This window comes from Streptomyces sp. NPDC090119 (genome assembly GCF_044747085.1).
In the GTDB taxonomy this organism is placed as follows: Bacteria; Actinomycetota; Actinomycetes; order Streptomycetales; family Streptomycetaceae; genus Streptomyces.
The window spans coordinates 630,911-654,083 of the sequence record NZ_JBIVDK010000005.1 but is presented as its reverse complement, the minus strand read 5'-3'; the positions used below and the strand labels follow the sequence as shown (position 1 = coordinate 654,083).

The 23,173-nt window shown below is 71.1% G+C and carries 16 protein-coding genes, 6 tRNA genes and 1 riboswitch; of the genes, 11 read left to right on the top strand and 11 right to left on the bottom strand.

All coding sequences use genetic code 11. The features are described from left to right. Positions 1-8: 8 nt before the first annotated feature. From ACIPPM_RS24535 to ACIPPM_RS24520, 4 genes are all read right to left on the bottom strand, one after another. Positions 9-956: an aldo/keto reductase gene (locus ACIPPM_RS24535; RefSeq protein ID WP_401451420.1), complete on the bottom strand. Its 948-nt coding sequence runs from the start codon at positions 954-956 to the stop codon at positions 9-11. A 69-nt stretch (positions 957-1,025) separates the two neighbouring features. Next, positions 1,026-2,051: a M23 family metallopeptidase gene (locus ACIPPM_RS24530; RefSeq protein ID WP_401451418.1), complete on the bottom strand. Its 1,026-nt coding sequence runs from the start codon at positions 2,049-2,051 to the stop codon at positions 1,026-1,028. Positions 2,052-2,060: 9 nt separating this feature from the next. After that, positions 2,061-2,229: riboswitch (cyclic di-AMP (ydaO/yuaA leader) on the bottom strand. 260 nt (positions 2,230-2,489) lie between these two features. Further along, positions 2,490-2,563 (bottom strand) — tRNA-Met (locus ACIPPM_RS24525). 65 nt (positions 2,564-2,628) lie between these two features. Beyond that, positions 2,629-3,762, bottom strand: coding sequence for a dihydrofolate reductase family protein (locus tag ACIPPM_RS24520; protein ID WP_401451416.1), 1,134 nt, complete (start codon positions 3,760-3,762; stop codon positions 2,629-2,631). A gap of 156 nt (positions 3,763-3,918) precedes the next feature. Here ACIPPM_RS24520 and ACIPPM_RS24515 point away from each other — a divergent pair, with 156 nt between their 5' ends. Both ACIPPM_RS24515 and ACIPPM_RS24510 read left to right on the top strand, forming a co-directional pair. Further along, on the top strand, positions 3,919-4,542 hold the full coding sequence (locus ACIPPM_RS24515) for an SCO4225 family membrane protein (RefSeq protein WP_401451413.1): 624 nt from the start codon (positions 3,919-3,921) through the stop codon (positions 4,540-4,542). A 171-nt stretch (positions 4,543-4,713) separates the two neighbouring features. Further along, entirely contained in the window at positions 4,714-7,050 is a 2,337-nt protein-coding gene (locus tag ACIPPM_RS24510; protein ID WP_401451411.1) for an N-acetylmuramoyl-L-alanine amidase, read from the top strand. Positions 7,051-7,072: 22 nt separating this feature from the next. Here the strand turns inward: ACIPPM_RS24510 and ACIPPM_RS24505 are convergent, their stop codons facing one another. The 5 genes from ACIPPM_RS24505 to ACIPPM_RS24485 form a co-directional block, all read right to left on the bottom strand. Continuing rightward, a complete protein-coding gene (locus ACIPPM_RS24505) occupies positions 7,073-7,213 on the bottom strand; it encodes a hypothetical protein (protein ID WP_401451409.1) in 141 nt (46 codons plus the stop codon). A gap of 253 nt (positions 7,214-7,466) precedes the next feature. Then, a tRNA-Lys gene (locus tag ACIPPM_RS24500) sits at positions 7,467-7,542 on the bottom strand. Positions 7,543-7,619: 77 nt separating this feature from the next. Next, positions 7,620-9,104 (bottom strand): amino acid permease, encoded by a 1,485-nt coding sequence (locus tag ACIPPM_RS24495; RefSeq protein ID WP_401451406.1) that lies wholly within the window; start codon positions 9,102-9,104, stop codon positions 7,620-7,622. A gap of 135 nt (positions 9,105-9,239) precedes the next feature. Further along, complete coding sequence (locus tag ACIPPM_RS24490; protein WP_401451404.1) at positions 9,240-11,345, bottom strand: DEAD/DEAH box helicase; 2,106 nt, start codon at positions 11,343-11,345, stop codon at positions 9,240-9,242. A 227-nt stretch (positions 11,346-11,572) separates the two neighbouring features. Beyond that, on the bottom strand, positions 11,573-12,094 hold the full coding sequence (locus ACIPPM_RS24485; RefSeq protein ID WP_401451401.1) for a hypothetical protein: 522 nt from the start codon (positions 12,092-12,094) through the stop codon (positions 11,573-11,575). Between the two features lie 132 nt (positions 12,095-12,226). On the opposite strand from ACIPPM_RS24485, the gene ACIPPM_RS24480 reads away from it, so the two are divergent. The 8 genes from ACIPPM_RS24480 (at position 12,227) to ACIPPM_RS24445 (ending at position 19,494) form a co-directional block, all read left to right on the top strand. After that, positions 12,227-12,577: a metallopeptidase family protein gene (locus ACIPPM_RS24480; protein WP_401451398.1), complete on the top strand. Its 351-nt coding sequence runs from the start codon at positions 12,227-12,229 to the stop codon at positions 12,575-12,577. Positions 12,578-12,706: 129 nt separating this feature from the next. Beyond that, positions 12,707-14,176 carry a metallophosphoesterase gene (locus tag ACIPPM_RS24475; protein ID WP_401451396.1) on the top strand — a complete coding sequence of 490 codons (1,470 nt, stop codon included), beginning with the start codon at positions 12,707-12,709 and terminating at the stop codon, positions 14,174-14,176. A gap of 123 nt (positions 14,177-14,299) precedes the next feature. Then, positions 14,300-14,375: transfer RNA gene (locus ACIPPM_RS24470), tRNA-Glu, on the top strand. A gap of 218 nt (positions 14,376-14,593) precedes the next feature. Further along, positions 14,594-14,668 (top strand) — tRNA-Asp (locus tag ACIPPM_RS24465). A 24-nt stretch (positions 14,669-14,692) separates the two neighbouring features. Further along, positions 14,693-14,766 (top strand) — tRNA-Phe (locus ACIPPM_RS24460). 145 nt (positions 14,767-14,911) lie between these two features. After that, positions 14,912-15,277: a hypothetical protein gene (locus ACIPPM_RS24455; RefSeq protein ID WP_401451394.1), complete on the top strand. Its 366-nt coding sequence runs from the start codon at positions 14,912-14,914 to the stop codon at positions 15,275-15,277. Positions 15,278-15,379: 102 nt separating this feature from the next. After that, the gene (gene hrpA / locus ACIPPM_RS24450; protein WP_401451391.1) at positions 15,380-19,324 is read left to right on the top strand and encodes an ATP-dependent RNA helicase HrpA; all 3,945 of its coding nucleotides are present in this window, start codon (positions 15,380-15,382) and stop codon (positions 19,322-19,324) included. Positions 19,325-19,419: 95 nt separating this feature from the next. Next, positions 19,420-19,494: transfer RNA gene (locus ACIPPM_RS24445), tRNA-Asp, on the top strand. Positions 19,495-20,174: 680 nt separating this feature from the next. Here ACIPPM_RS24445 and bldC read toward each other — a convergent pair. Beyond that, complete coding sequence (gene bldC, locus ACIPPM_RS24440) at positions 20,175-20,381, bottom strand: developmental transcriptional regulator BldC (RefSeq protein ID WP_003949541.1); 207 nt, start codon at positions 20,379-20,381, stop codon at positions 20,175-20,177. Between the two features lie 531 nt (positions 20,382-20,912). After that, entirely contained in the window at positions 20,913-21,755 is an 843-nt protein-coding gene (locus ACIPPM_RS24435) for a hypothetical protein (protein ID WP_401451388.1), read from the bottom strand. 247 nt (positions 21,756-22,002) lie between these two features. Between ACIPPM_RS24435 and ACIPPM_RS24430 the strand changes: the two genes are divergently transcribed. Further along, on the top strand, positions 22,003-23,097 hold the full coding sequence (locus ACIPPM_RS24430; RefSeq protein WP_401451385.1) for a Leu/Phe/Val dehydrogenase: 1,095 nt from the start codon (positions 22,003-22,005) through the stop codon (positions 23,095-23,097). Positions 23,098-23,173 lie beyond the last annotated feature (76 nt).

The window sequence follows — 23,173 nt, the reverse complement described above, 5'->3', positions numbered from 1 at the left end:
CGGCCGGGTCAGGCCGAAGCGGCCGTCAGCCGGTCCAGTTCCGCCGGGGTCAGCGTCAGCTCGGCGACGTCCACCAGGGCCGGGAGCTGGTCGACCGTGCGGGCCGAGGCGATGGGCGCGGCGACCGTGGGCTGGGCGGCGAGCCAGGCCAGGGCGACGGTGGCGACGGCGGTGTCATGGGCGGCGGCGACCTCGTCCAGGGCCGCCAGCACCTTCTGCCCGCGCTCGGAGTCGAGGTGCTTGGCGGCCGAACCGGCGCGGGCGCTGTCGACGGTCGTACCGGGCCGGTACTTGCCGGTGAGGAAGCCGGAGGCGAGCGCGAAGTACGGGACGGCCGACAGGCCCTCGCGGGCGGCGACGTCCTGGAGCGGGCCCTCGTAGGTGTCGCGGGAGACCAGGTTGTAGTGCGGCTGGAGGGCGACGTAGCGGGCCAGGCCCGCGCGGTCGGAGAAGTCCAGGGACTCCTTCAGCCGCTCGGCGCTGATGTTGGAGGCGCCGATGTAGCGGACCTTGCCCGCCCGCACCAGCTCGTCCAGCGCGCCGATGATCTCCTCGACCGGCACCTCGGGCTGGTCGAAGTGGGTGTAGTAGAGGTCGATGTGGTCGGTGCCCAGGCGGCGCAGGGAGGCGTCGGCGGCGGCCTTGATGTTGGCGGCGCCCAGACCCTGGTAGTCGGGGTGCTGACTGACCTTGGTGGCGATGACGACCTGGTCGCGGTTGCCGCGGGCCTTGGTCCACTCGCCGATGAGGGTCTCGGACTCGCCGCCCTTGTTGCCCTCGGCCCAGGACGAGTAGGAGTCGGCGGTGTCGATGAAGTTGCCGCCCGCGGCGCGGTAGGCGTCGAGGACGGCGAAGGACGTGTCCCGGTCGGCGGTCCAGCCGAAGACGTTGCCGCCGAGGGCGAGCGGGAAGACCTCGAGGGTGGAGGAACCGAGCTTGCGCGGAGAAGCAGTCATGTCTCTCCTCAACGATCACTCGGGCCCCGTCCATTCCGGGTCGGGGTCACTCGCTCGGGGGAGTGCCGCTCAGGGAGTGAGCCCCTTGCCGCGCAGCCAGGCGCCGGGGTCGATGCCGGTCGGCTGGCCGTCGGGGTGGACCTCCAGGTGGAGGTGCGGCCCGGTGACGTTGCCGGTGGCGCCGACGCGGCCGATGACCTCGCCGGTGGAGACCTTCTGCCCGGCGCTGACGCTGATCGAGGACTGGTGGCAGAACCAGAGCTCGGTGCCGTCGTCCAGGGTGAGGATCGTGCGGTAGCCGTACGCCCCGGCCCAGCCGGCCTCGGTGATGGTGCCGCCGTGGATCGCCTTGATCAGCGTGCCGGTGGGCGCGGCGAAGTCGAGCCCGGTGTGGTACCCGGAGGACCACATCGAACCGGCCTGCCCGAAGGTCGAGGTGATCGTGTACGAGGAGGTCGGCAGGGTGTACTGCTTGGCCAGCGTGGCCAGTCGGGCCGCCTCGGCCTTCTTCTCCGCGTCGGCCTCGGCCTTCTTCTTGGCCTCGGCGGCCTTCACGGAGGCTTCCTTCGCGGCCTTGGCGGCGGCCTCGGCGGCCTGCTGGTCGGCCTTGGCGACGGCGGCCGCGGTGGCCCGGCTGTCGGCCTTGCTCTGCTGCCGCTCGGCCTGCGCCATGATCCGGCTGCGCAGCGCCTCGCCCGCGTCGGCGGTGGAGTCGTCGGTGGCGGTGGCCGTGGCGGTGGCGACACCGGCGAGGGAGGCGGCGGGCGCCTCCGCGTGGTGCCCGTCGATCAGGGAGCCCACGGAGGGCAGGTCGGGCATGGCGATGGACACGGGCGGCTTGCCGGTGTTGGCGCTCGCCATGCCACCCGCGCCGACGGCGGCGATGACGCCGACGCCGAGGACGGTGGAGCTGCGGGCGAGTCCGCCGCCGCGCTGCTTGGCCACCCGGTGACGGCCGCGTACCGCTGGCAGGGACTCCTCGGTGGGGTTCCACTCCTCCCACGCGCCGTCCTCGGCACGGGGGGCGCCATAGGCGAAGGGCTCACTCGCGTCCGGCGCGAACGGGGCTTGTGGGGCAGGCCGGTTGGACGCCACGCGGGCGCACTCCTTTCCCTCCTCCGTCTACCGGGTTAGCTGACGGGTTCGGAGCAGGAAGGTCTCCTACGCGCGTAAACCCGACGTGCTCCGAGGGTGGTGCACGGCGGATCGGGGCGCGATTCACCCCATGATGGTGGGTCCCCGGTTCCCTTGCGGGATTCGACGTGTGCGCACGGCGCCGTCTCTGCTGACGGCTGTAACGACCGCACTGCGTTATCGAACGTTAATAGACACGCACACTGGATTCCAAGCCCGTTCAGCTTGATCGTTTGACGATCTGGCGGGGTGCGTATCGGTCAGGAACGGCCCGAACAGGGCGAGTTGACCACGCTTCAGGAGTCACAGGAGTTTTGCTGGTGACTCACGAACACCAGCCGTCCCGGAAAACACTCAGGGCCGGAATCCGTTTACTGGATTCCGGCCCTGAGTCTTCAGTAGCGGGGACAGGATTTGAACCTGCGACCTCTGGGTTATGAGCCCAGCGAGCTACCGAGCTGCTCCACCCCGCGTCGTTGTGTCTCAAGCATACGTCATCCGCGGGGTCCGATGCACACACGCTGCCGTGACGTGGGCCTCAGAGCACGAGGTGAGCGTTCGGCGACTGTGCGAGAGCGGCGTACTCGGGCACGGTCACCACCTCCACGCCCCCGGCGCCGAGCACTCCGGCGCCGTCGGCCGCGGTGACGAAGGTGTCCGGCTCGCGCCAGGCGGTGACCACCCGGCGTACCCCGGCCGCGAGGATCAGCCCGGCGCACGGTACGGGCCGGGAGGCGCGGTGGGCGCAGGGCTCCAGGCTGCTGTAGACGGTGGCGCCGGGCAGCCGTGGGTCGGCGGGGTCCAGCTTGGCGAGGGCCGCCTCCTCGGCGTGGACCACCGGGTCGCCGCCCTCACGGGAGTGTCCGCGCGCCAGCTCGGTGCCGTCCGCCGCGACGACCACCGCGCCGACGCTGAAGGCCGTGGCCGACGGCGGGCAGAGCGCGGCCAGCTCGCAGGCGGTGCGCAGCCAGTGCCGGTCGGCGGCGGTGTCCAGCGGGCCGGTGCCGGGGGCGGTGGGCTCGTAGCGCATCAGGACGACGTCCTCGATCCGGCGGCTGTCGGTCAGCCGCAGTCGGCCGCCCTGGTAGGCGCCGGGGCCGAAGAGGCGGGGGGCGGCCGGGTCGCCGACGAAGAGCGGGGCGAGGACCAGCTGGAGTTCGTCGGCCAGGCCCTGCTGGAGGAGCTGGGTGTGCACGGTGCCGCCGCCCTCGACCATCAGCCGCCGTACGCCGCGCACGTCGTGCAGATGCGCCAGCAGCGCCCGCCAGTCGAGGCCGGGGCCGAGCGGCACGACGTCGGCGGTGTCCCCGAGGAGGCCCGCGGCGCGCTTCGCCCCCTCGTCCGTCGTGTAGACGGCCTTCTCCCCGCCGGTGTGCCAGAAGTTGGCGGCCGGGTCGAGGTCGCCGGAGCCGGTCACGGTCACCTTCAGCGGGTACTCCGCCTTCCCCCCGGCCACGCGCGCGACCCGCCGCTCGGGCGAGTTGACCAGGAGGCGGGGGTTGTCGGCCCGGATCGTCCCGGCCCCCACGAGGATCGCGTCCACCGACGCCCGCACCTCGTCCACCCGGTCGAAATCGGCGGGGCTGGACAGCAGCAGCCGCTCGGGGCCGGTGTCGTCCAGGTACCCGTCGAGCGAGACGGCGGCGGACAGCAGGACATGGGGGTAGGGCATCGACGCGCTCTCTCCGGACTCTTGGCTCTGCGGGCGTGCGCCCCTTTGTACTCCGTACCGGTGTACACCCTGCCCAGGCCGGTTGAGTACGGCTACTCATCCCCGGGCGCGCGGCCCGGCCGCACTGTGGAGGTCACCGAACAGAAGGAGACCTCGATGCCGCACGCCGTCCGCCCCCGCCGCCTCTTCACCCTCGCCACCGGCAACTGGCTCTCGCGGGGCTATCTCGCGGTGCTCGCCGCCTCCGCCGTGGCCATGTTCGCCTTCCCCGAGGGCCAGTTCGGACTGGACCCGATGACGCTCACCGCGCCGCTCTCCTTCCTGGGCATGGCGTTCCCCTTCGGTCCCGGCACCGAGGGCGGCCTGGTGGTGGAGGTGCTGGCCACCGGGTTCTGGGTCGGGCTGCTCCTGCTGGGCGCCCTCGGGAACGCGGCCGCCCTCGGCGCCCTCGCCTCCAGATCCGCCGGCGCGCCCGACCGGCGGCGGGTACGGACCCTGCTGGCGCCCGCCGTGGACAACTGGCTCGCGCGCGGGTACCTCGCCGTGGTCGCGGCGGCGATCGGCTTCTTCCTCTACGCCGTGTGCCTGTCGCCCGACCCCGGTTTCGCCGGGATCTGGCCGCTCATGACCACGGCACCGCTCAGCATCGTCGCCATCACGGTGTCGGGGCCCATGGAGAGCGGCTGGCCGAGCCTGGTGGTCTTCACCGCCGGTACCGCCCTGGCCGGTCTCGGCAACGCCGTGCTGCTCGGCCGGCTGGCGCGCGCCCTGCGGCGCTGAAACCCACGGAATGGTTTGGACCAAGGAAAAAACTGTATAAGCCACGGGATGGCATGACCGCTTCAGATACGGTGCCTCTTTGGTCATCTTCTTCACCAAATCCCCCTGGGGAGGGGGGAGTGGTGAAGTATCCGGCGACCAGTCACCGCAGGGAAAGGCATCCGAACCGGTATGAGAGCACGTTGGTGGGGGACGGGCGCGGTCGTCGCGGCGGCCGTGTGCGGGACGCTGGTCGTCCAGGGGGTGAGCGGCGGGAACTCCGGGCACGACCAGAAGAACGCCGCCGCCCCGATACGGGACCGGGTGCGGTCGGCCGCGCTGGACGTCCGGGGGGACGGGACGGCCGCCACGCTCGCCCGGCGGGACGCCGAGCCGTTCAGCATGCTGGGGGTCAGCTGGGAGAAGCCCTCCGCCAAGCTGGTCGGCAAGGTGGAGGTGCGGTCGCGGGCCGTGAAGTCCGGTAAGTGGTCCGACTGGCTGCTGCTGGACAGCGACCGGGGCGCGGGCGAGCAGAACGCCTCGCGGGGCGGCACCGAGCCCGCGTGGGTCGGGCTATCCGACGGCGTCGAGGCGCGGATCAACGGCAGGACCACGTCGAAGCTGCCCGCCGGGCTCCGCCTCGACATGGTCACCTCGGGCGGGAAGAGCACCGGCGCCGACGCCGAGCCCGCCGCCTACGCCGTGGACGACCCCGACGACACCGCGGACTCGGCCGAGACCGATCCCCCGGCCGAGTCGCCGGAGCCGCCCGAGGCCACCACCACCGAGCCCGCGCCGCCGGAGTCGCCTGAGTCGCCTGAGTCGCCTGAGTCGCCTGAGGAGACCAGCGCCGGGCCCTCGGCGTCCGAGTCGTCCCCGGAGGAGACCTCGGAGCCGCCGGCCGAGTCGCCCTCGGCGTCCGAGAGCACCGGGTCCACCGATTCGGCGTCCCCCTCGGACTCCGCCTCGCCCTCCCCCTCGGTCACCGTCCCCACCGCACCGCCCTCCACGGTTCCCCGGCCGCCGATCACCCCCCGCTCGGGGTGGCACGCGGACGAGACCATCAGCCCGGAGGCGCCGACGTACATCGACGGGAAGATCAAGGCGGTGGTGGTCCACCACACCGCCTCGACCAACGACTACACCTGCGCCGAGGCGCCGTCGATCATCAACCAGGTCTACACGTACGACGTGACGGGGCTGGGCTGGAAGGACCTCGGCTACAACTTCGTCGTCGACAAGTGCGGGACGATCTACGAGGGCCGCAAGGGCGGGGTGGACCTGCCGGTCGTGGGCGCGCACGCGTACGGCTTCAACTCGCAGACCACCGGCATCGCCGTCCTCGGTACCTACATGGACGCCCCGCCCCCGATGGCGGCGATGGCCTCGGTCGCGCGCCTCGCCGCGTGGAAGCTGGGCCAGTACGGGGTCCAGCCGGACGCGACCGTCAAGCTCACCACCGCGCTCAGCGGGCAGAACCTGAAGGGCCGGACCTGGGAGCCGGGCGAGGAACTGACCCTCCCCGCGATCCACGGCCACCGCGACGGCTACAACACCCTGTGCCCCGGTGACGCGTTCTACGACGCGCTCGGCACCGTCCGCACCCTGGCCGCGGGCCCCGTCACCGGCCTCACCCTCGGCACGGTCACCGGCACGGCCGTCGTCGGCACCACCCCGTACACCAACGGCCCGCTCACGGTGAGCTGGTCCGCCACCACCCCGGCCGCGCTGATCTCGTCGTACGAGGTGCTCGTCGACGGCAAGACGGCCGTGAAGACCACGGGCAGCGCGACCTCCGCGAAGCTGACCCTGGCGGCGGGGAAGCACCAGGTGCAGGTCAAGGCGGTGCACCAGTCCGGCCGTACGGCTATCAGCACCGCGCGGACGGTCGTCGCCGACACCACTGCGCCCACCTTCACCACCAAGCCGAACCTCTCCCTGCGGACCGGCACGGTCAACACCACCGGCGTCCCGCTCACCCTCGGCTGGAAGGCCGCGGACAACGTCGCCCTGAAGGAGACCCGCCTCACCGCGCCCCTTGCCCAGACCTACGGCCCGACGGTCACCAGCGCGGCCCAGACCGCCAAGTCCGGTACGGCGACGGCCTGGACGCTGCGGGCGTACGACACCATCGGCAACTCCGCCACCGCCTCCGTCTCGGGCACCCCGGTGATCCTCCAGGAGACCTCGGCGACGAAGAGCGGCACGTGGACCACCAAGTCCTCGTCCAGCTACCTCGGCGGCAAATCCCTCGGCAGCAGCACCCGGAACGCCTCGCTGACCTGGACGTTCACCGGCCGTTCCGTCGCCTGGGTGGTCTCCCGGGCCTCGACCTCCGGCCAGGCGGACATCTACGTCGACGGCACGAAGGTCACCACCGCCGACCTCAAGTCCACCACCACGGCCTACCGCAACGCCCTCTGGACCAAGACCTGGCCCACCAGCGCGAAGCACACCCTGAAGATCGTGGTCCGCGCGACGACGGGCCGCCCGACGATCACGACGGACGGGATCGTGTACCTGAAGTAGCCCATCGGTCCCGCCTCCTCCGTCACTCGGATGAGGCGGGACCGTCCAGCTGCCCGGTCTCCTCCAAGTGCGCGACGAAAGCTGCGGCGATACGCGGCCGGGTGGCATTGGGGACGACCGCGTCCGCCAACCCGGCCTCCAGCCCCCACTCCGTGTTGAACACGACGCCGGACCCCGCCGGGACCACCTCGTCCCGAAGCCAGAGGACGAACCCGGACGAACTCCTCCGGGATCCGCTGCCGGAGCAGGGCTTCCAGCCGGGCATAGTCGACACCCCGTTCATGGACTCGACTCGGTCCGCACTTCGGTTGAGCTTCGGTTGAGCCAGCGGGCCAGCAGCGGGCCGGCAGACGATCAAGAGCCCGGAGAAAACGGGAAGGACCCCAGCTCGACTCTGCGTTGAGCTGAGGTCCTTCTGGTAGGCCCTGTGGGACTCGAACCCACAACCAATGGATTAAAAGTCCACTGCTCTGCCAATTGAGCTAAGGGCCCGGGGCGGTGTTGCCTGTCCGAGCATAGCTGGCGGTGGCCGTGTCTCCGATCGGGTATCGGGGACACGGCCGCGTCGGTCAGTCGCGGAGGAACCAGTGGCGGGCGGAGGCGAGCCACCAGGTGGCGGCGGAGCCGAGGACGACGAGGACGGCGACCGGGGCGTAGTTGAAGGTCTCCCAGGTGACCGGCGAGACCTGGGGAAGCATGAAGAGCACCGTGATCAGGCCGACCCAGGCGACCGAGACCACGCCGATCGGGAGCGACCAGCGGCCCAGATGCCACGGCCCCCGCTGGAAGGCCGCGCCCTTGCGGACGCGCAGCAGGGTCGGGATGACGTAGGCGATGTAGAGCCCGATCACCGCGATGGACGTCACGGCCGCGTACGCCGTGGAGTTGATGAGGTACGGCAGGCCCAGGGCGAGCGCGCCGAGGGCGGCCAGCCAGACCGCCGCGACCGGGGTGCGGGTGCGCGGGCTGACCGTGTGCCAGACGCGGGAGAAGGGGAGCGCGCCGTCCCGCGAGAAGGCGTAGATCATGCGGCTGTTGGCCGTCACCGAGGCCATTCCGCAGAAGAGCTGGGCGCCGATCACCACGAGCAGGAGCAGCTTGCCGGTGGTGGCGCCGAGCGCGTCCAGCAGGATCTGGGCCGGGGGCGCGCCGGTCGGGGAGTTCAGCGCGCCGTCGTACGACTGGATGGCGAAGGTGAAGCCCAGCAGCAGGACGAAGCCCGCGATCCAGGAGGTCCAGATGGAGCGGACGATGCCCTTGGGGCCCGCGGTCGCCGCGTCGTGGGTCTCCTCGGTCATGTGGGCGGAGGCGTCGTACCCGGTGAAGGTGTACTGCGCCATGAGCAGGCCGAGCAGGACGACGTAGAAGCCGCTGCCCCAGCCCGTCTCGTTGACGAAGTGGGTGAACACGAAGGACGCCGACTGGTGGTGGTCGGGCAGGAGGGCGAGCGCGCCGACGATGACGGCGACACCGCCCACGTGCCACCACACGCTCACGCTGTTCAGCAGGGCGACGATGCGCACGCCGAAGGTGTTCAGCAGGCCGTGCAGCAGCAGGATCGCGGCGAAGAGCAGGACCGTGCGGCCGGGCGTCACCCGGAAGCCGAACTGGAGGTTCAGCCAGGCGCCGAGGAAGGACGCCGCGCCGAAGTCGATGCCCGCCGTCACGGCCACCTGGCCGAGCACGTTGAACCACCCGGTGAACCACGCCCAGGCCGCCGCCGAGCGCGGGGGCGCCAGCCGGTGCGCCCAGAAGTACAGGCCCGCCGAGGTGGGGTAGGCGGAGCAGATCTCGGCCATCGACAGGCCGACGAGCAGCGTCATCAGGCCGACCGCGACCCAGCCCCAGGTGATGACGGCGGGGCCGCCGGTGACCATGCCGAAGAGGTACAGCGTGAGGCAGCCGGACAGCACCGAGATGATCGTGAAGGAGACGGCGTAGTTGGAGAACGCCGACATCCGGCGGGCCAGGACCTGGGTGTAACCGAGTTCGGCGAGCCGCTCCTCGTCCGACAGGACGGGCCCGGCGGCGCTCGCTTTCGTGTCGTCTGTCATGCCCCCAGCAATTCCCTGGGCGCAGACGTGACATGCGCCACTCGGCGGCCGAAAAGCACCGGGCGCGAAGGCGTCGGATACGGGAAGGGCCCGTACGGACAACTCCGTACGGGCCCTTCGTCAGCTCACCTGGGGTCAGCCGTTGTGCTTCCAGCGGGGCTTGTCCTCGCGGCGGCCGAAGGAGGAGCCGTTGCCGCGGTGGTCGTCACGGCGGCCGGAGGGACGGTCATGGCCGCCGGAGCGGAAGCCCGGACGGTCGTCGCGGCGCTCACGGTTGAAGGGACGGTCGCTGCCCCGGTGACCGCCACGGTCGTCACGGCGGAAGCCACCGCGGTCGTCACGGCGCTCGAAGGAGCGGCCACCGCGGTCGTCACGACGCTCGAAGCCACGGCCACCACGGTCGTCACGGCGCTCGCCGCCACGGTCGTCACGACGCTCGAAAGAACGGCCACCGCGGTCGTCACGACGCTCGAAGCCACGGCCACCGCGGTCATCGCGACGCTCGAAGCCACGGCCACCACGGTCGTCACGGCGCTCGCCACCACGGTCGTCACGGCGGAAACCGCCACGGTCGTCGCGGCGCTCGAAGGAGCGGCCACCACGGTCGTCACGACGCTCGAAGTTACGACCGCCACGGTCGTCACGGCGGTCGCCACGGTCGCGGTCGAAGGAGCGGCGCTCCCGGCCCGCCGGGCGCTCGTCGCGCTCGGGCTCACGGGCCGCCGGACGCTCCGTCTCGGCGGCCGCCTCGGCCACGGCCTGCTCGGCCACGGCCTGGGCCTCGGCCACGGCGGCCTCGGGGTCCTCGCCACGCTCGCGGGCGACCCGCGCCACCAGGCGGTCGGCGTCCTCGCGCAGCTCACCGGCGCGGCGCTGGGCGCGCTCCAGCTCCTTGACCAGCTGGGCGACCTCACGCTCGGCCTGCTGCGCGGCGTTGCCCGCGGACTCGGCCTGCACCTCGGTCATGGAGCGGGCGCCGGTGATCTCGGCGACCTCCGGCTCGAAGGCGCCGGCCCCCTGGATGATGTGGCGCGCGGCGTCGACGCCCGCGTCCTCCATCAGCCGGAAGATCTGGCGGCGCTGGTGCGGCAGGGACAGCGAGACGACCGTGCCGGAGCGGCCCGCGCGGGCGGTACGGCCGGAACGGTGCAGGTAGTCCTTGTGGTCGCCCGCCGGGTCGACGTTGAGGACCAGGTCGATGCCGTCGACGTGGATGCCGCGCGCGGCGACGTCGGTGGCGACGAGCGCGTTGACGTAGCCGTCCTTGAAGTCGGCCAGCGTCCGGGTACGGGCGCCCTGGGTCATGCCGCCGTGCAGCGCGTCGGCCTTCACGCCGGACTCGCGGAGCTGCTCGGCGATGCGGTCGGCGCCCAGCTGGGTGCGGACGAAGATGATCGTGCGGCCCTTGCGGGAGGCGATCGCGGCGGTGACCGGCGCCTTGTCCTTGGGCTTCACGATGAGGATGTGGTGCGACATGGTCGTGACGTTGCCCTGGGCGCTGTCGACCTCGTGCGTCACCGGGTTGTTCAGGTAGCGCTTGACCAGCGTGGAGATCTCGTTCTCCATGGTCGCGGAGAACAGCATGCGCTGGCCGCCCGACGGGACCTGGTCGAGCAGCTCGGTGACCTCGGGCAGGAAGCCCAGGTCGGACATCTGGTCGGCCTCGTCGAGGACCGCGATCTGGACGTCCTCCAGCGAGCAGGCGCCGCGGTTGATGATGTCGCGCAGGCGGCCCGGGGTGGCGACGAGGATGTCGACGCCGCGCTCGAGGGCGTAGATCTGGTTGCCCATCGAGGTGCCGCCGCAGACGACCTTCATCTTCAGGCCGAGCACGTCACCGTAGGGCTGGAGGGCGTCGGCGACCTGCATCGCCAGCTCGCGGGTCGGCGTCAGGATGATGGCGCGCGGGCGCTTCTTCTCGGTGCGGCCACCGGCCAGCGTGGCCAGGGTGGGCAGACCGAAGGAGAGGGTCTTGCCGGAGCCGGTGCGGCCACGGCCGAGGATGTCCTTGCCGGCCAGGGCGTCCGGGATGGTCGCGGCCTGGATCGGGAACGGGGTGGTGACACCGTTCTGCGCGAGCTTGCGCACGATGCCCTCGGGCAGACCGAGGTCGGCGAAGGTGATCTGGGGGGTGTCGTCGGCCTCGACGACAGCGGTGACCTCGTTCGTCTCGTCGACGAGAGCGACCTCGTCCTCGGGGCTCTCGGGCACGACGAACTGGTCAGAACTGGAAACGGACATGCGAATGCGAAACCTTCCGGAGTCTCTCGGCACGCGCCCGTCAACTCCGTGATTCGCACAACACAACCGCCTCAATGCGGTCCGTCACGGCAAAGGAGAGTACGCGCCACACGGCGCGCTCTGCGATGGCGCCGGGCAAATGGGATCAAACGATCTACCACCATACGCACCCCCCACCCCTCAAGGCAAACCAGCTCGTCAGCCCCGGTCCGGCGCCCTCCGGGACCTCACACCGCGACCCGTACGGCGGGCACCGGAACCCGTCCGCCGAGCTGCGGGGCGGGGTCCTCGTGGGCCGACGACGACGGCTCGGCCGACGGCGGCTCGGTGGCCGGCGGCGGCGGGGTCGACGCGGGCGGCGCGGGCGGCTCGGACGTCACCGGGGGCGGCGTCGGCTCGCCCGAGGGCACCGGCTCACCGGGCCGCACCGTCTGCCCCGGCTCGGACGGTGCCGCCGAACCCTTCTCGCCCGGCTCGCGTTCGTCCGCCGAGGCGGAGGCCGACTCGCCGTGCCGCTTCTTCTTGCCGCCGTGCCCGTGCTTGCCGTCGCCGCCCTCGTCCTCCTCGTCCGCCCCGGCCCCACCGCCCCCGGACACCGGCCCGCCCCCGGAGTCCGCCCCCTCCCGCTGGGCGGCGGAGTGCGGGGTACGGGCGGGTCCCGCGTCGTCGCCGACGCGCACACAGCCGGAGGCGGCGGCCACGGCCAGCACCGCGACGACCAGACGGACGGGTACGTACAAGCGGCGCACGACGGCCACCTCCGAAGCGGGGAACGGAAACGCCCTGCCCAACTCCCGGCGCCCGCAAGAGGACACGCCGCCCGTCGGGCCCGCCCGCGCGTACACCTCCCCTGCCGGGCGCCGGTCCCCGACAATGGCCGTGTGCTGCAGATGACACGCGACAGGTTCGAAGAGCTGGTGAGCGAGGCCCTCGACAGAATCCCGCCGGAACTGACGCGGGTCATGGACAACGTGGCCGTCTTCGTGGAGGACGAGCCCGCCGCCGACGACCCCGAACTGCTCGGCCTGTACGAGGGCACCCCGCTCACCGAGCGCGGCGAGTGGTACGCCGGGGTCCTCCCCGACCGCATCAGCATCTACATGGGCCCCACCCTGCGGTACTGCGAGACCGCCGAGGAGGTGGTCCACGAGGTGGCCGTCACCGTCGTCCACGAGGTCGCCCACCACTTCGGCATCGAGGACGCCCGGCTGCACGAACTGGGCTGGGGCTGATCCGGGGCGCCGCACGGCCCTGCGCCCGCATGGTCGAGCGCCCCGCATGGCCCTGCGCCCGCATGGTCGAGCGCCCCGCATGGCCCTGCGCCCCGCATGGTCCGGCGTTCGTACGGGCATACGGCCCCAATGCCCGAACTCCCCGCCGCTCCCGTGCCGGACCCGACCCGCGACCGGAAGTGGTGGCGTCTGCCGCACCGGACGGGCGGCGGCCGGTGGCTCCGGGCGTTGGGCCTGACGGGTGTCGTGCTCGTCGGGGCGTGGCTGGGGCTGCTGGTCGTCGGCAACGTCCGGGCCCCGGTCGGCCCGATGGACACCACGATGGCCCTGCGGCCCTCGCTCAGCGGCGGCACCAAGATCAACGTCTCCCCGCTCGGCGCGCTGACCCTGGACAGCCATGTCTCACCCGTCCGGCTGGACGTCGACGTGGACCAGCTCGACCCGGCCCGCGCGCAGGCGCTGGTCGACCACCCCGAGCGGCTGTCCGGGCTCCAGGACGAGGTGGCCCGTGACGTCCGGCGGGGCACGCTCGACCTCGCGGTGCGCTCCTGCGTGGCCGTCGTCACCGGCGCGACCGCGCTCGGCCTCGCCGTCTACCGTCGTCCGCGCCCCGCGCTGGCGGCGGGCGGTCTCGCGCTGGCGCTGCTCGCGGCCTCCGGGGTGTCGGCGTGGGCCACCTGGAACCCGAAGTCGGTACTGGAGCCGAAGTTCTCCGGGCTGCTCTCCTCGGCGCCGTCCGTGGTGGGCAACGCCCGCAGCATCGTCACCGACTTCGACGTCTACCAGCGGGAGCTGGCCCGGCTGGTGACCAACGTGACCAAGCTGTACGACGTCGCCTCCACGCTCCCCGCCTACCAGCCCGACCCGACCACGATCCGGGTCCTGCACGTCTCCGACATCCACCTGAACCCGGCCGCGTGGAAGATCATCGGCTCGCTGGTGGACCAGTACAAGGTCGATGTGATCGTCGACTCCGGCGACACCATGGACCACGGCACCTCGGCGGAGAACGGCTTCCTCGATCCGGTGAAGGACCTCGGCGTGCCGTACGTGTGGGTCCGGGGCAACCACGACTCGCGCGCCACCCAGCGCTATCTGGAGGGCGTCAAGAACGCGCACGTGCTGGACGAGGGCCGGGCCGAGACGATCGCCGGGGTGCGCTTCGCGGGCACCGGCGACCCCCAGTTCACCCCCGACCGCTCCCAGGCGACCGGCGGGGACGCGGCGGAACGGCTCGCGGGCGCCCGGCTCGCCTCTGCGCTGCGCGACCAGAAGGCGAAGGGCACGCCGGTGGACATCGCTGTGGCGCACGAGCCGGTGGCCGCCGCCGGGACCGACGGCACGGTGCCGCTGGTGCTCTGCGGCCATCTGCACACCCAGGGCACGAAGATCCTTCCGCTGGGCACCCGGCTGCGCCGCGAGGGCTCGACCGGCGGCAGCGGACTGCGCGCGGTGGAAGGCCAGTACCCGGCGCCGATCGAGGCGTCGGTGCTCTACCTGGACCGGGACACCCGGCGGCTCCAGGCATGGGACGCGATCAAGCTGGGCGGGCTCGGACGGACCACGGCGGAGGTCAGCCGGCACCTGGTGAAGCACTGAACCCCGGCCCGGCGCCCGCGCCGCGGCGAAGAGTCCACGGCGAAGGGTTTTGCCCATACCGCTCGCGATCCCCTATGCTTCACACGTCCCCGACGCGCTGCGAAGCGCCCAGGCGGGCCGATAGCCCTCATCGTCTAGCGGCCTAGGACGCCGCCCTTTCAAGGCGGTAGCACGGGTTCGAATCCCGTTGGGGGCACCACAACAGACTTGTCGCGAAAGCCCGCCCTGATCCAGGGCGGGCTTTCGCGTTTCCCCATGTCGGGGCACCGGTCGCCGTCGAGAAGCGCGGTACGGAGCACCGCCCCTGCTCTGATACGCTTCTCGAGCGACGTCAGCCCAACAGATGCGCACCTCACCCCCGGTGGGAAACGCGTTGGGAGGACCCGCAACCTTGTGCGACACTGTCGTACAGCGCAAGGTCCTGTGGAGCAGTTTGGAGTGCTCGCCACCCTGTCAAGGTGGAGGCCGCGGGTTCAAATCCCGTCAGGACCGCTGAGGTTTCACGTGAAACCTCGTGGCTGGGTAGCTCAGTTGGTACGAGCGATCGCCTGAAAAGCGATAGGTCGCCGGTTCGACCCCGGCCCCAGCCACAACCGCCCCCACCAGGGCAGACACCCCCTTCGAATTCATTCGGAGGGGGTGCTTTCGTGTGACCTGCGCGCGGTTGCGGCTGTCAGGGCCGCGACTAAAGTTAAACGGGTCCATTCGTGGGAATTTAACCCCAAGGGGGCGCAAATGCGCGCCAAGAACAGAAAACGGACGACCGCCCTCAGTTCGGTCCTCATGGCCGCCGCCGTCGTCCTCGCACCGGTCGCCTTCTCGCAGACCGCTTCAGCGGCACCCGTCCCGAGCCAGGTGAGCACGACGAAGGCTCCCTCCTCAGCTCCGTCTTCCCCCAAGGACTTTCAGAGGGGGTTCCGGGACGGCTTCAAGGCAGGGTTCCGCGACGGCCGCAACCGCTGCGACGACGATGACAACCGGGGCGGCCAGCGGCAGTTCCCGCACCACGAGCACGTGAAGAAGGACCCGCGCCGCGACTACCAGCAGGGCTTCAAGAGCGGTTTCCGGTCCGGATTCCGGTCCGGACAGAACGCCTGCTGAACACCGGGCGAGGTGTGACGGTGAGGGAACCGCCCGCCGAGGACGCCCTCACCGTCAATTCGTTCGCGCGGTATTTCCCCGAGGTGAGATCCTGGATCGCGTATGTCTACGCATCCCGCCCCCGCCTTGGGGTCTCTCGCCTCCCGTCTGACCGAGCTGTCGCTGCGTGACGCGCACCGGCTCGGGCGCAGGCTCGAAGGCGCACGCAAGATCCGCAAGCCGGAGGCGCGTGCCGCCGTCCTGGCCGAGCTGGAGGGCGAGGTCGACAAGGCCGCGTCCCGGATGACCGAACGGCGCTCCCGGGTGCCCTCGGTCAGCTATCCCCAGCAGCTCCCGGTCAGCCAGAAGAAGGACGAGATCGCGGCCGCCATCCGCGATCATCAGGTCGTCATCGTGGCCGGTGAGACCGGGTCCGGGAAGACCACGCAGATCCCGAAGATCTGCGTGGAGCTGGGCCGGGGCCTGCGCGGGATGATCGGGCACACCCAGCCCCGCCGGATCGCCGCCCGTACCGTCGCGGAGCGGGTCGCCGACGAGCTGCGGACCCCGCTCGGCGAGACCGTCGGCTGGAAGGTCCGCTTCACCGACCAGGTGAACCCGGACGCCACCTTCATCAAGCTGATGACGGACGGCATCCTGCTCGCGGAGATCCAGAACGACCGCGAGCTGCGGGCCTACGACACGATCATCATCGACGAGGCCCACGAGCGGTCCCTCAACATCGACTTCCTGCTCGGCTACCTCGCCCAGCTGCTGCCCAAGCGGCCGGACCTGAAGGTCGTCATCACCTCGGCGACCATCGACCCGGAGCGCTTCTCCCGGCACTTCGGCGACGCCCCGATCATCGAGGTCAGCGGACGGACCTACCCGGTGGAGGTGCGCTACCGGCCGCTGCTGGAGGAGGACTCCACCGACGCCGACCGGGACCAGATCACCGCGATCACCGACGCCGTCGAGGAACTGATGGCCGAGGGCCCCGGCGACGTCCTCGTCTTCCTCTCCGGCGAGCGGGAGATCCGGGACACCGCGGACGCGCTGGAGAAGAAGAAGTTCCGCTCGACCGAGGTGCTGCCGCTGTACGCGCGCCTCTCGCACGCCGAGCAGCACCGGGTGTTCCAGCAGCACACCGGGCGCCGGATCGTGCTGGCGACCAACGTCGCCGAGACCTCGCTGACCGTGCCCGGCATCAAGTACGTGATCGACCCCGGCTTCGCCCGGATCAGCCGCTACAGCCACCGCACCAAGGTCCAGCGGCTGCCCATCGAGCCGGTCTCGCAGGCCAGCGCCAACCAGCGCAAGGGCCGCTGCGGCCGTACCTCCGACGGCATCTGCATCCGGCTGTACAGCGAGGACGACTTCCTCGCCCGGCCGGAGTTCACCGACGCCGAGATCCTGCGCACCAACCTCGCCTCCGTCATCCTGCAGATGACCGCGGCCGGCCTCGGCGAGATCGAGAAGTTCCCCTTCATCGACCCGCCGGACCACCGCAACATCCGCGACGGCGTCCAGCTCCTCCAGGAACTCAACGCCCTCGATCCCGCGCAGAAGGACCCCCGCAGGCGGCTCACCGACACCGGCCGCAAGCTCGCCCAGCTCCCCGTCGACCCGCGCCTGGCCCGGATGGTGCTGGAGGCCGCCAAGAACGGCTGTGTCCGCGAGGTCATGGTCATCGCCGCCGCGCTCTCCATCCAGGACCCGCGCGAGCGCCCGGCCGACAAGCAGACCCAGGCCGACCAGCAGCACGCCCGCTTCCGCGACGAGACCAGCGACTTCCTCGCCTACCTCAACCTGTGGCGGTACCTGCGCGAGCAGCAGAAGGAGCGCGGCTCCTCCTCGTTCCGCCGGATGTGCAAGCAGGAGTACCTGAACTTCCTGCGGGTGCGCGAGTGGCAGGACATCTACCTCCAGCTGCGCACGGTCGCCAAGCAGATGGACATCCACCTCAACGACGAGGACGCCCCGGCCGACCGCGTCCATGTCTCGCTCCTCGCGGGCCTGCTCTCCCACGTCGGGATGAAGGACGTGAAGGACGGCAACAAGAACGAGTACCTGGGCGCCCGCAACGCCAAGTTCGCGGTGTTCCCCGGCTCCTCGCTGTTCAAGAAGCAGCCGAAGTTCCTGATGTCCGCCGAGCTGGTGGAGACCTCCCGGCTCTGGGCCCGCGTCAACGCCAAGATCGAGCCCGAGTGGGTCGAGCCGCTCGCGGAGCACCTGCTGAAGCGCACGTACAGCGAGCCGCACTGGGAGAAGGACCAGGCGGCCGTGATGGCGTACGAGAAGGTGACGCTGTACGGCGTGCCGATCGTCGCCCAGCGCAAGGTGAACTACGGGCGGATCGACCCCGAGATCTCCCGCGAGCTGTTCATCCGCAACGCCCTGGTCGAGGGCGACTGGCGCACCCATCACAAGTTCTTCGCCGACAACCGCAAGCTGCTCAGCGAGGTCGAGGAGCTGGAGCACCGGGCGCGGCGCCGGGACATCGTCGTGGACGACGAGACGCTGTTCGACTTCTACGACCAGCGGGTGCCCGAACACGTCGTCTCCGGCGCCCACTTCGACTCCTGGTGGAAGCACAAGCGGCACGAGCAGCCGGAATACCTGGACTTCGAGCGGGAGATGCTCATCCGGGAGTCGGCGGAGGCGGTCACCAAGGCCGACTATCCCGACAGTTGGCGCCAGGGCGAGCTGAAGTTCCGGGTGACCTACCAGTTCGAGCCGGGTGCGGACGCCGACGGGGTGACCGTGCACATCCCGCTCCAGGTGCTCAACCAGGTCACCGACGAGGGCTTCGAGTGGCAGATCCCCGGTCTGCGCGAGGACGTCGTCACCGAGCTGATCCGCTCGCTGCCCAAGCCGATCCGCCGCAACTACGTCCCGGCGCCGAACTACGCCAAGAAGTTCCTCCAGCGGGCGGTGCCCCTCCAGGAGCCGCTGACGACGACCATGGCGCGCGAGCTGAAGCGCATGGTGGGCGTGCCCTTCGAGGCCGAGGACTTCGACTGGTCGAGGGTGCCGGACCATCTGAAGGTCACCTTCCGGATCGTGGACGAGCGGCGCCGCAAGCTGGCCGAGGACAAGGACCTGGAGGCGCTCAAGCTCCGGCTGCGTCCGAAGGCCCGCGAGGCCATCTCGCAGGCGGCCGCCGCCACCGCGTCCCGGCAGGGCGGGCCCTCGCTGGAGCGCTCGGGCCTGACCGACTGGAGCATCGGCACCCTCAGCCGGGTCTTCGAGACCCGTCGGGCCGGGCAGCCGGTGAAGGCGTACCCGGCGCTGGTGGACGACGGCGACACGGTCTCGGTCCGGCTCTTCGACACCGAGGAGGAGCAGGCCGAGGCGATGTGGAAGGGCGTGCGACGGCTGATCCTGCGCAACATCCCGGTGAACCCGGCGAAGTTCGCGTCCGAGAAGCTGACGAACGCGCAGAAGCTCGCGCTGTCCGCCAATCCGCACGGTTCGGTGCAGGCGCTGTTCGACGACTGCGCGATGGCGGCGGCCGACAAGCTGATCGCGGACTTCGGCGGCCCGGTGTGGGACGAGGAGTCGTACCGGAAGCTCTACGACAAGGTGCGGGCCGACATCGTGGACACCACCGTGCGCGCGGTGGGCCAGACGCAGCAGGTGCTGGCCGCCTGGCAGGCGTGCGAACGGCGGCTGAAGTCGGTCACCAGCCCGACGCTGCTGGCCAATCTGACGGACGTACGGCAGCAGTTGGACGCGTTGGTGAAGCCCGGCTTCGTGACGTGGGCGGGCATCGCGCGGCTGCCGCATCTGATGCGCTACCTGGTGGCCGCCGACCGGCGCCTGCAACAGATGCCGACCAGCGTCCAGCGGGACACCACCCGCATGCAGAAGGTGCACGAGATGCGGGACGAGTACGCCTGGCTGCTGGAGCAGCTGCCCCAGGGACGCCCGGTGCCCCGGCCGGTGCTGGACATCCGCTGGATGCTGGAGGAGCTGCGGGTCAGCTATTTCGCCCACGCCCTGGGCACGGCGTACCCGGTCTCCGACAAGCGGATCGTGAAGGCGATCGACGCCGCCGCACCGTAGCGGAGCGGACGCGCTGGGTGAGTTCGACCAGGACACCCGGACTCCTGTACAGTCCTTCTCGCAGCGCAACGCAGAAACGAAGCGCCGCAGCAGATGGTCCTGTGGAGCAGTTTGGAGTGCTCGCCACCCTGTCAAGGTGGAGGCCGCGGGTTCAAATCCCGTCAGGACCGCAGTAAAGAGAAGGGCCCCCGGATTCCGGGGGCCCTTCCTCGTTCCCAGGCACCGGCAGGCACCCGCGGGCGCCCCGTGCGCCCTGTGCGACCTGCGGAGGCGGCGCACGCGGCCATCGGCCCGGCGTGGGACGCGTACGCCCCTGAGCGCCCGCCTGAGGGCCGCCCCGCCCCGCCGGCACCGCATCCGTTCGCCGCCCCAACACCCGTTCCCCCAGGGGACGGTGAGACGGGAGAGCGCCAATAGCGCACCTGTGCGCGGGACAACAAGCGTCTCGCGGTGTGACGGGAGTCACGGCATGAGTTTTTGGAACTCAGGTTTTTACCGCCGACCTACAACAGGTCAATTTAATATGTGCAATTGCACTCTCCCCGAGGGCGTCCCGCCGGGCTTCCGGAGCAGGTGCGGGGGGCTTCCCACAGCCCTCCCCAGACTCCGACAAGGACTTCGACAAGGCCGCTCACGCGGGGCTCGCGGGCGCCCGTGAGCGCACAAAAAAGGTCGCGCTGGACCCGGCGGAGTCCAGCGCGACCTAAGACGCACTCGGTGCCACGTGCCTCCGGACCGTGTCCGGCGTGGGCGTGGGGCCTGTTGGGGCAGGCCCGCGTCGTTGTGGAGCTAGGGGTTGGGCGTTTCGGCCGGTTGGGGGGCCGGTCGTTTTGCCCGGTTATTCAGTTGTTCAGGCCTCGCTGCGCTGCTGCGGGATGCCCGCGAGCAGTGCGCGGACCTCCGCCTCGCGGTAGCGGCGGTGCCCGCCGAGCGTGCGGATCGACGTGAGCTTGCCGGCCTTCGCCCACCGCGTGACCGTCTTGGGGTCGACACGGAACATGGTGGCGACCTCAGCCGGGGTCAGCAGCGGCTCGGCATCAGGGGTGCGAGCGGTCATGAGCGGCCTCCTCGGGAGAACCGAACCTTCTCGGTTCTTTCCTCTAAATTCTGCACCTTGACCCGCGTTGCCCGAAATGGCGGACGCGAGTCGAGTCGGTTATAGGACGAACGGCTTGTCCTCGGCACTACAACTACACCATCTGTCCAGCCGCGTCGGCCAAACCGATGGAATTGCCCTCCCAGGTGTTCATCCACGACGGAAGCCGATGGACCATGCCATAGCGGACAGTCACGCCGACGTGACGATCAGTCACATGGCGATCGGGAGCCACAAGACCCACCAAAGCGTGCAATGCGGAGAATCCGCCCATAATGGAGCACAGATGGGCAGACAGAGTCCTCCCCGGACTCCTTGTCCTATTTTGGCACGAGGAGTGGCAAGAGACGCAAGGGCCGTGTAAGTGCCGTCCATCACCCAATGAGGCAAAAGCCCGGTTCGAGGCGAACGCCCCGCCAAACGACCCAAGTTCCGTAGACCGTACGCTGTTCGAGCCCATTTCGACCGTGACGTGCGTCACTCGGGCGGGGTTCAGTTCGCCGAGCGCAGGTCCCGCACCGACCGCCAGCGGGCCGCCAGCCGCCCGTAGGCCAGGCTCGCGGCGCTTCCGTCGCCCCGGCGCAGCGCGTCGATGCCCTCGGCCACGTCCGCCGCGGAGTGGTCCTCCTCCAGCGTCCGGCCCGGCACCGCGTGCACCAGGCCGCCGTAGTCCAGCTCGACCACCGAGCGCGGGTGAAACTCCTCCAGCCAGCGGCCGACGTCCAGCACGCCGTCGATCAGCGGGCTCTCCTCGACGGTGTCCCTGAGGGTGCGCAGCGACCGCGCCACCCGGCGCCGGGCCTGCACCATCGGCGTGCGGTAGCGCAGCATCGCCGGGGTCTCGCCGCTGCGCGGCTCGAAGCGTCGCTCCTCGTCGGCGACCAGCACGAACCAGTTCAGCGGGATCTGCCAGGTCGCGCCGCGAATCCAGGCGCGGGCGCCGGGGTTGTGCCCGAGCCAGCGCTCGTAGTCCTGGGCGGCCTGGTCGCGCACCAGGGGCGGGAGGACCGCGTCCAGCACCGGGGTGGGCAGTTCCTCACCGAGGCCCGCCAGCGCCTGCCAGCCGCGCAGCCGGGTCCGCCAGGGGCAGACGCACACCACGCCGTCCCGCTCCAGCACGAACGCGTCGGCGCTCTCGTGCACCGGGACCGGCACCGGCGGGGTGGGCAGCAGATCGGCCAGCGAGCGACGCAGCTCGTCCTGGTAGGTGGGGCGGTCGGAGCGGCGGGCGTAGCGGGTCCAGTGGTCGCGCTCCGGCTCCGGGAAGGCGGCCAGCGGCTCGTACACGCGCAGGTACGCGGCATAGGGGACGACCACGGAGGACACCTTGGGCACGCCTGCTCACTCCCCATCCCGATCGCCTCGAAACCACCGCGAATCGTGCCACGGCCGCACCAGCGCGTCGCACCTGCGGGTGATCCTCGGCGGGTGCCGGTCCTGGGCCGGGCGCAGGCTCTACTCTCAGCCTTGCGGCCCAACGGCCGCGTGGCAGCATCCCGCCACCCTCCCCCGCCACCAAAAGTGTGGGGGCACCCCAGGGGCTCCGGCCCCGCCCGCCGCTTCTTACACAGGAGTCACCACAGTGACCGAGGTAACCGGCGTCACCGCAGATGTCCTGCACACCCTGTTCCGCTCGGACCAGGGCGGCCATGAGCAGGTCGTGCTCTGCCAGGACCGCGCCACCGGCCTGAAGGCCGTCATCGCCATCCACTCCACCGCGCTGGGCCCCGCGCTCGGCGGCACGCGCTTCCACCCGTACCCGAGCGAGGCCGAGGCCGTGGCCGACGCCCTCCAGCTCGCGCGCGGGATGTCGTACAAGAACGCCATGGCCGGGCTCGACCACGGCGGCGGCAAGGCCGTGATCATCGGCGACCCGGCGCGGGACCGCACCGAGGAGCTGCTGCTCGCCTACGGCCGCATGGTCGCCTCGCTCGGCGGCCGCTACGTCACCGCGTGCGACGTCGGCACCTATGTCGCCGACATGGACGTGGTGGCCCGCGAGTGCCGCTGGACCACCGGGCGCTCGCCGGAGCAGGGCGGCGCGGGCGACTCCTCGGTGCTCACCGCGTTCGGCGTCTACCAGGGCATGCGTGCCTCGGCCCAGCACCTGTGGGGCGACCCCTCGCTGCGGGACCGCGTGGTCGGCATCGCGGGCGTCGGCAAGGTCGGCCGGCATCTGGTCGGGCACCTGCTGGCGGAGGGCGCCCAGGTCGTGGTGACCGACGTGCGCGCGGCGGCCGTGGACGGGATCGTCGCGGCCCACCCCGCCGTGCGCCGGGTCGCGGACACCGAGACGCTGATCCGCCTGGAGGAGCTCGACATCTACGCTCCCTGCGCGCTGGGCGGGGCGCTGGACGACCACACGGTGCCGGTGCTGACCGCCTCCGTGGTGTGCGGCGCGGCCAACAACCAGCTCGCCCACCCCGGGGTGGAGAAGGACCTCCAGGACCGGGGCATCCTCTACGCGCCGGACTACGTGGTGAACGCGGGCGGGGTCATCCAGGTCGCCGACGAGCTGCACGGCTTCGACTTCGAGCGGTGCCGGGCGAAGGCCGCGAAGATCTTCGACACCACGCTGGCGATCTTCGCACGTGCGAAGGCGGACGGGGTTCCGCCCGCCGCGGCGGCCGACCGGATCGCCGAGCAGCGGATGGCCGACGCGCGCGCCGCACACTGACCGACACGCCGGGGAGACATGGACCCGGCGATCTTGCCCGCCCCGCGTCCGGGTGGGCGCCCGAGGCCCCCGGCGG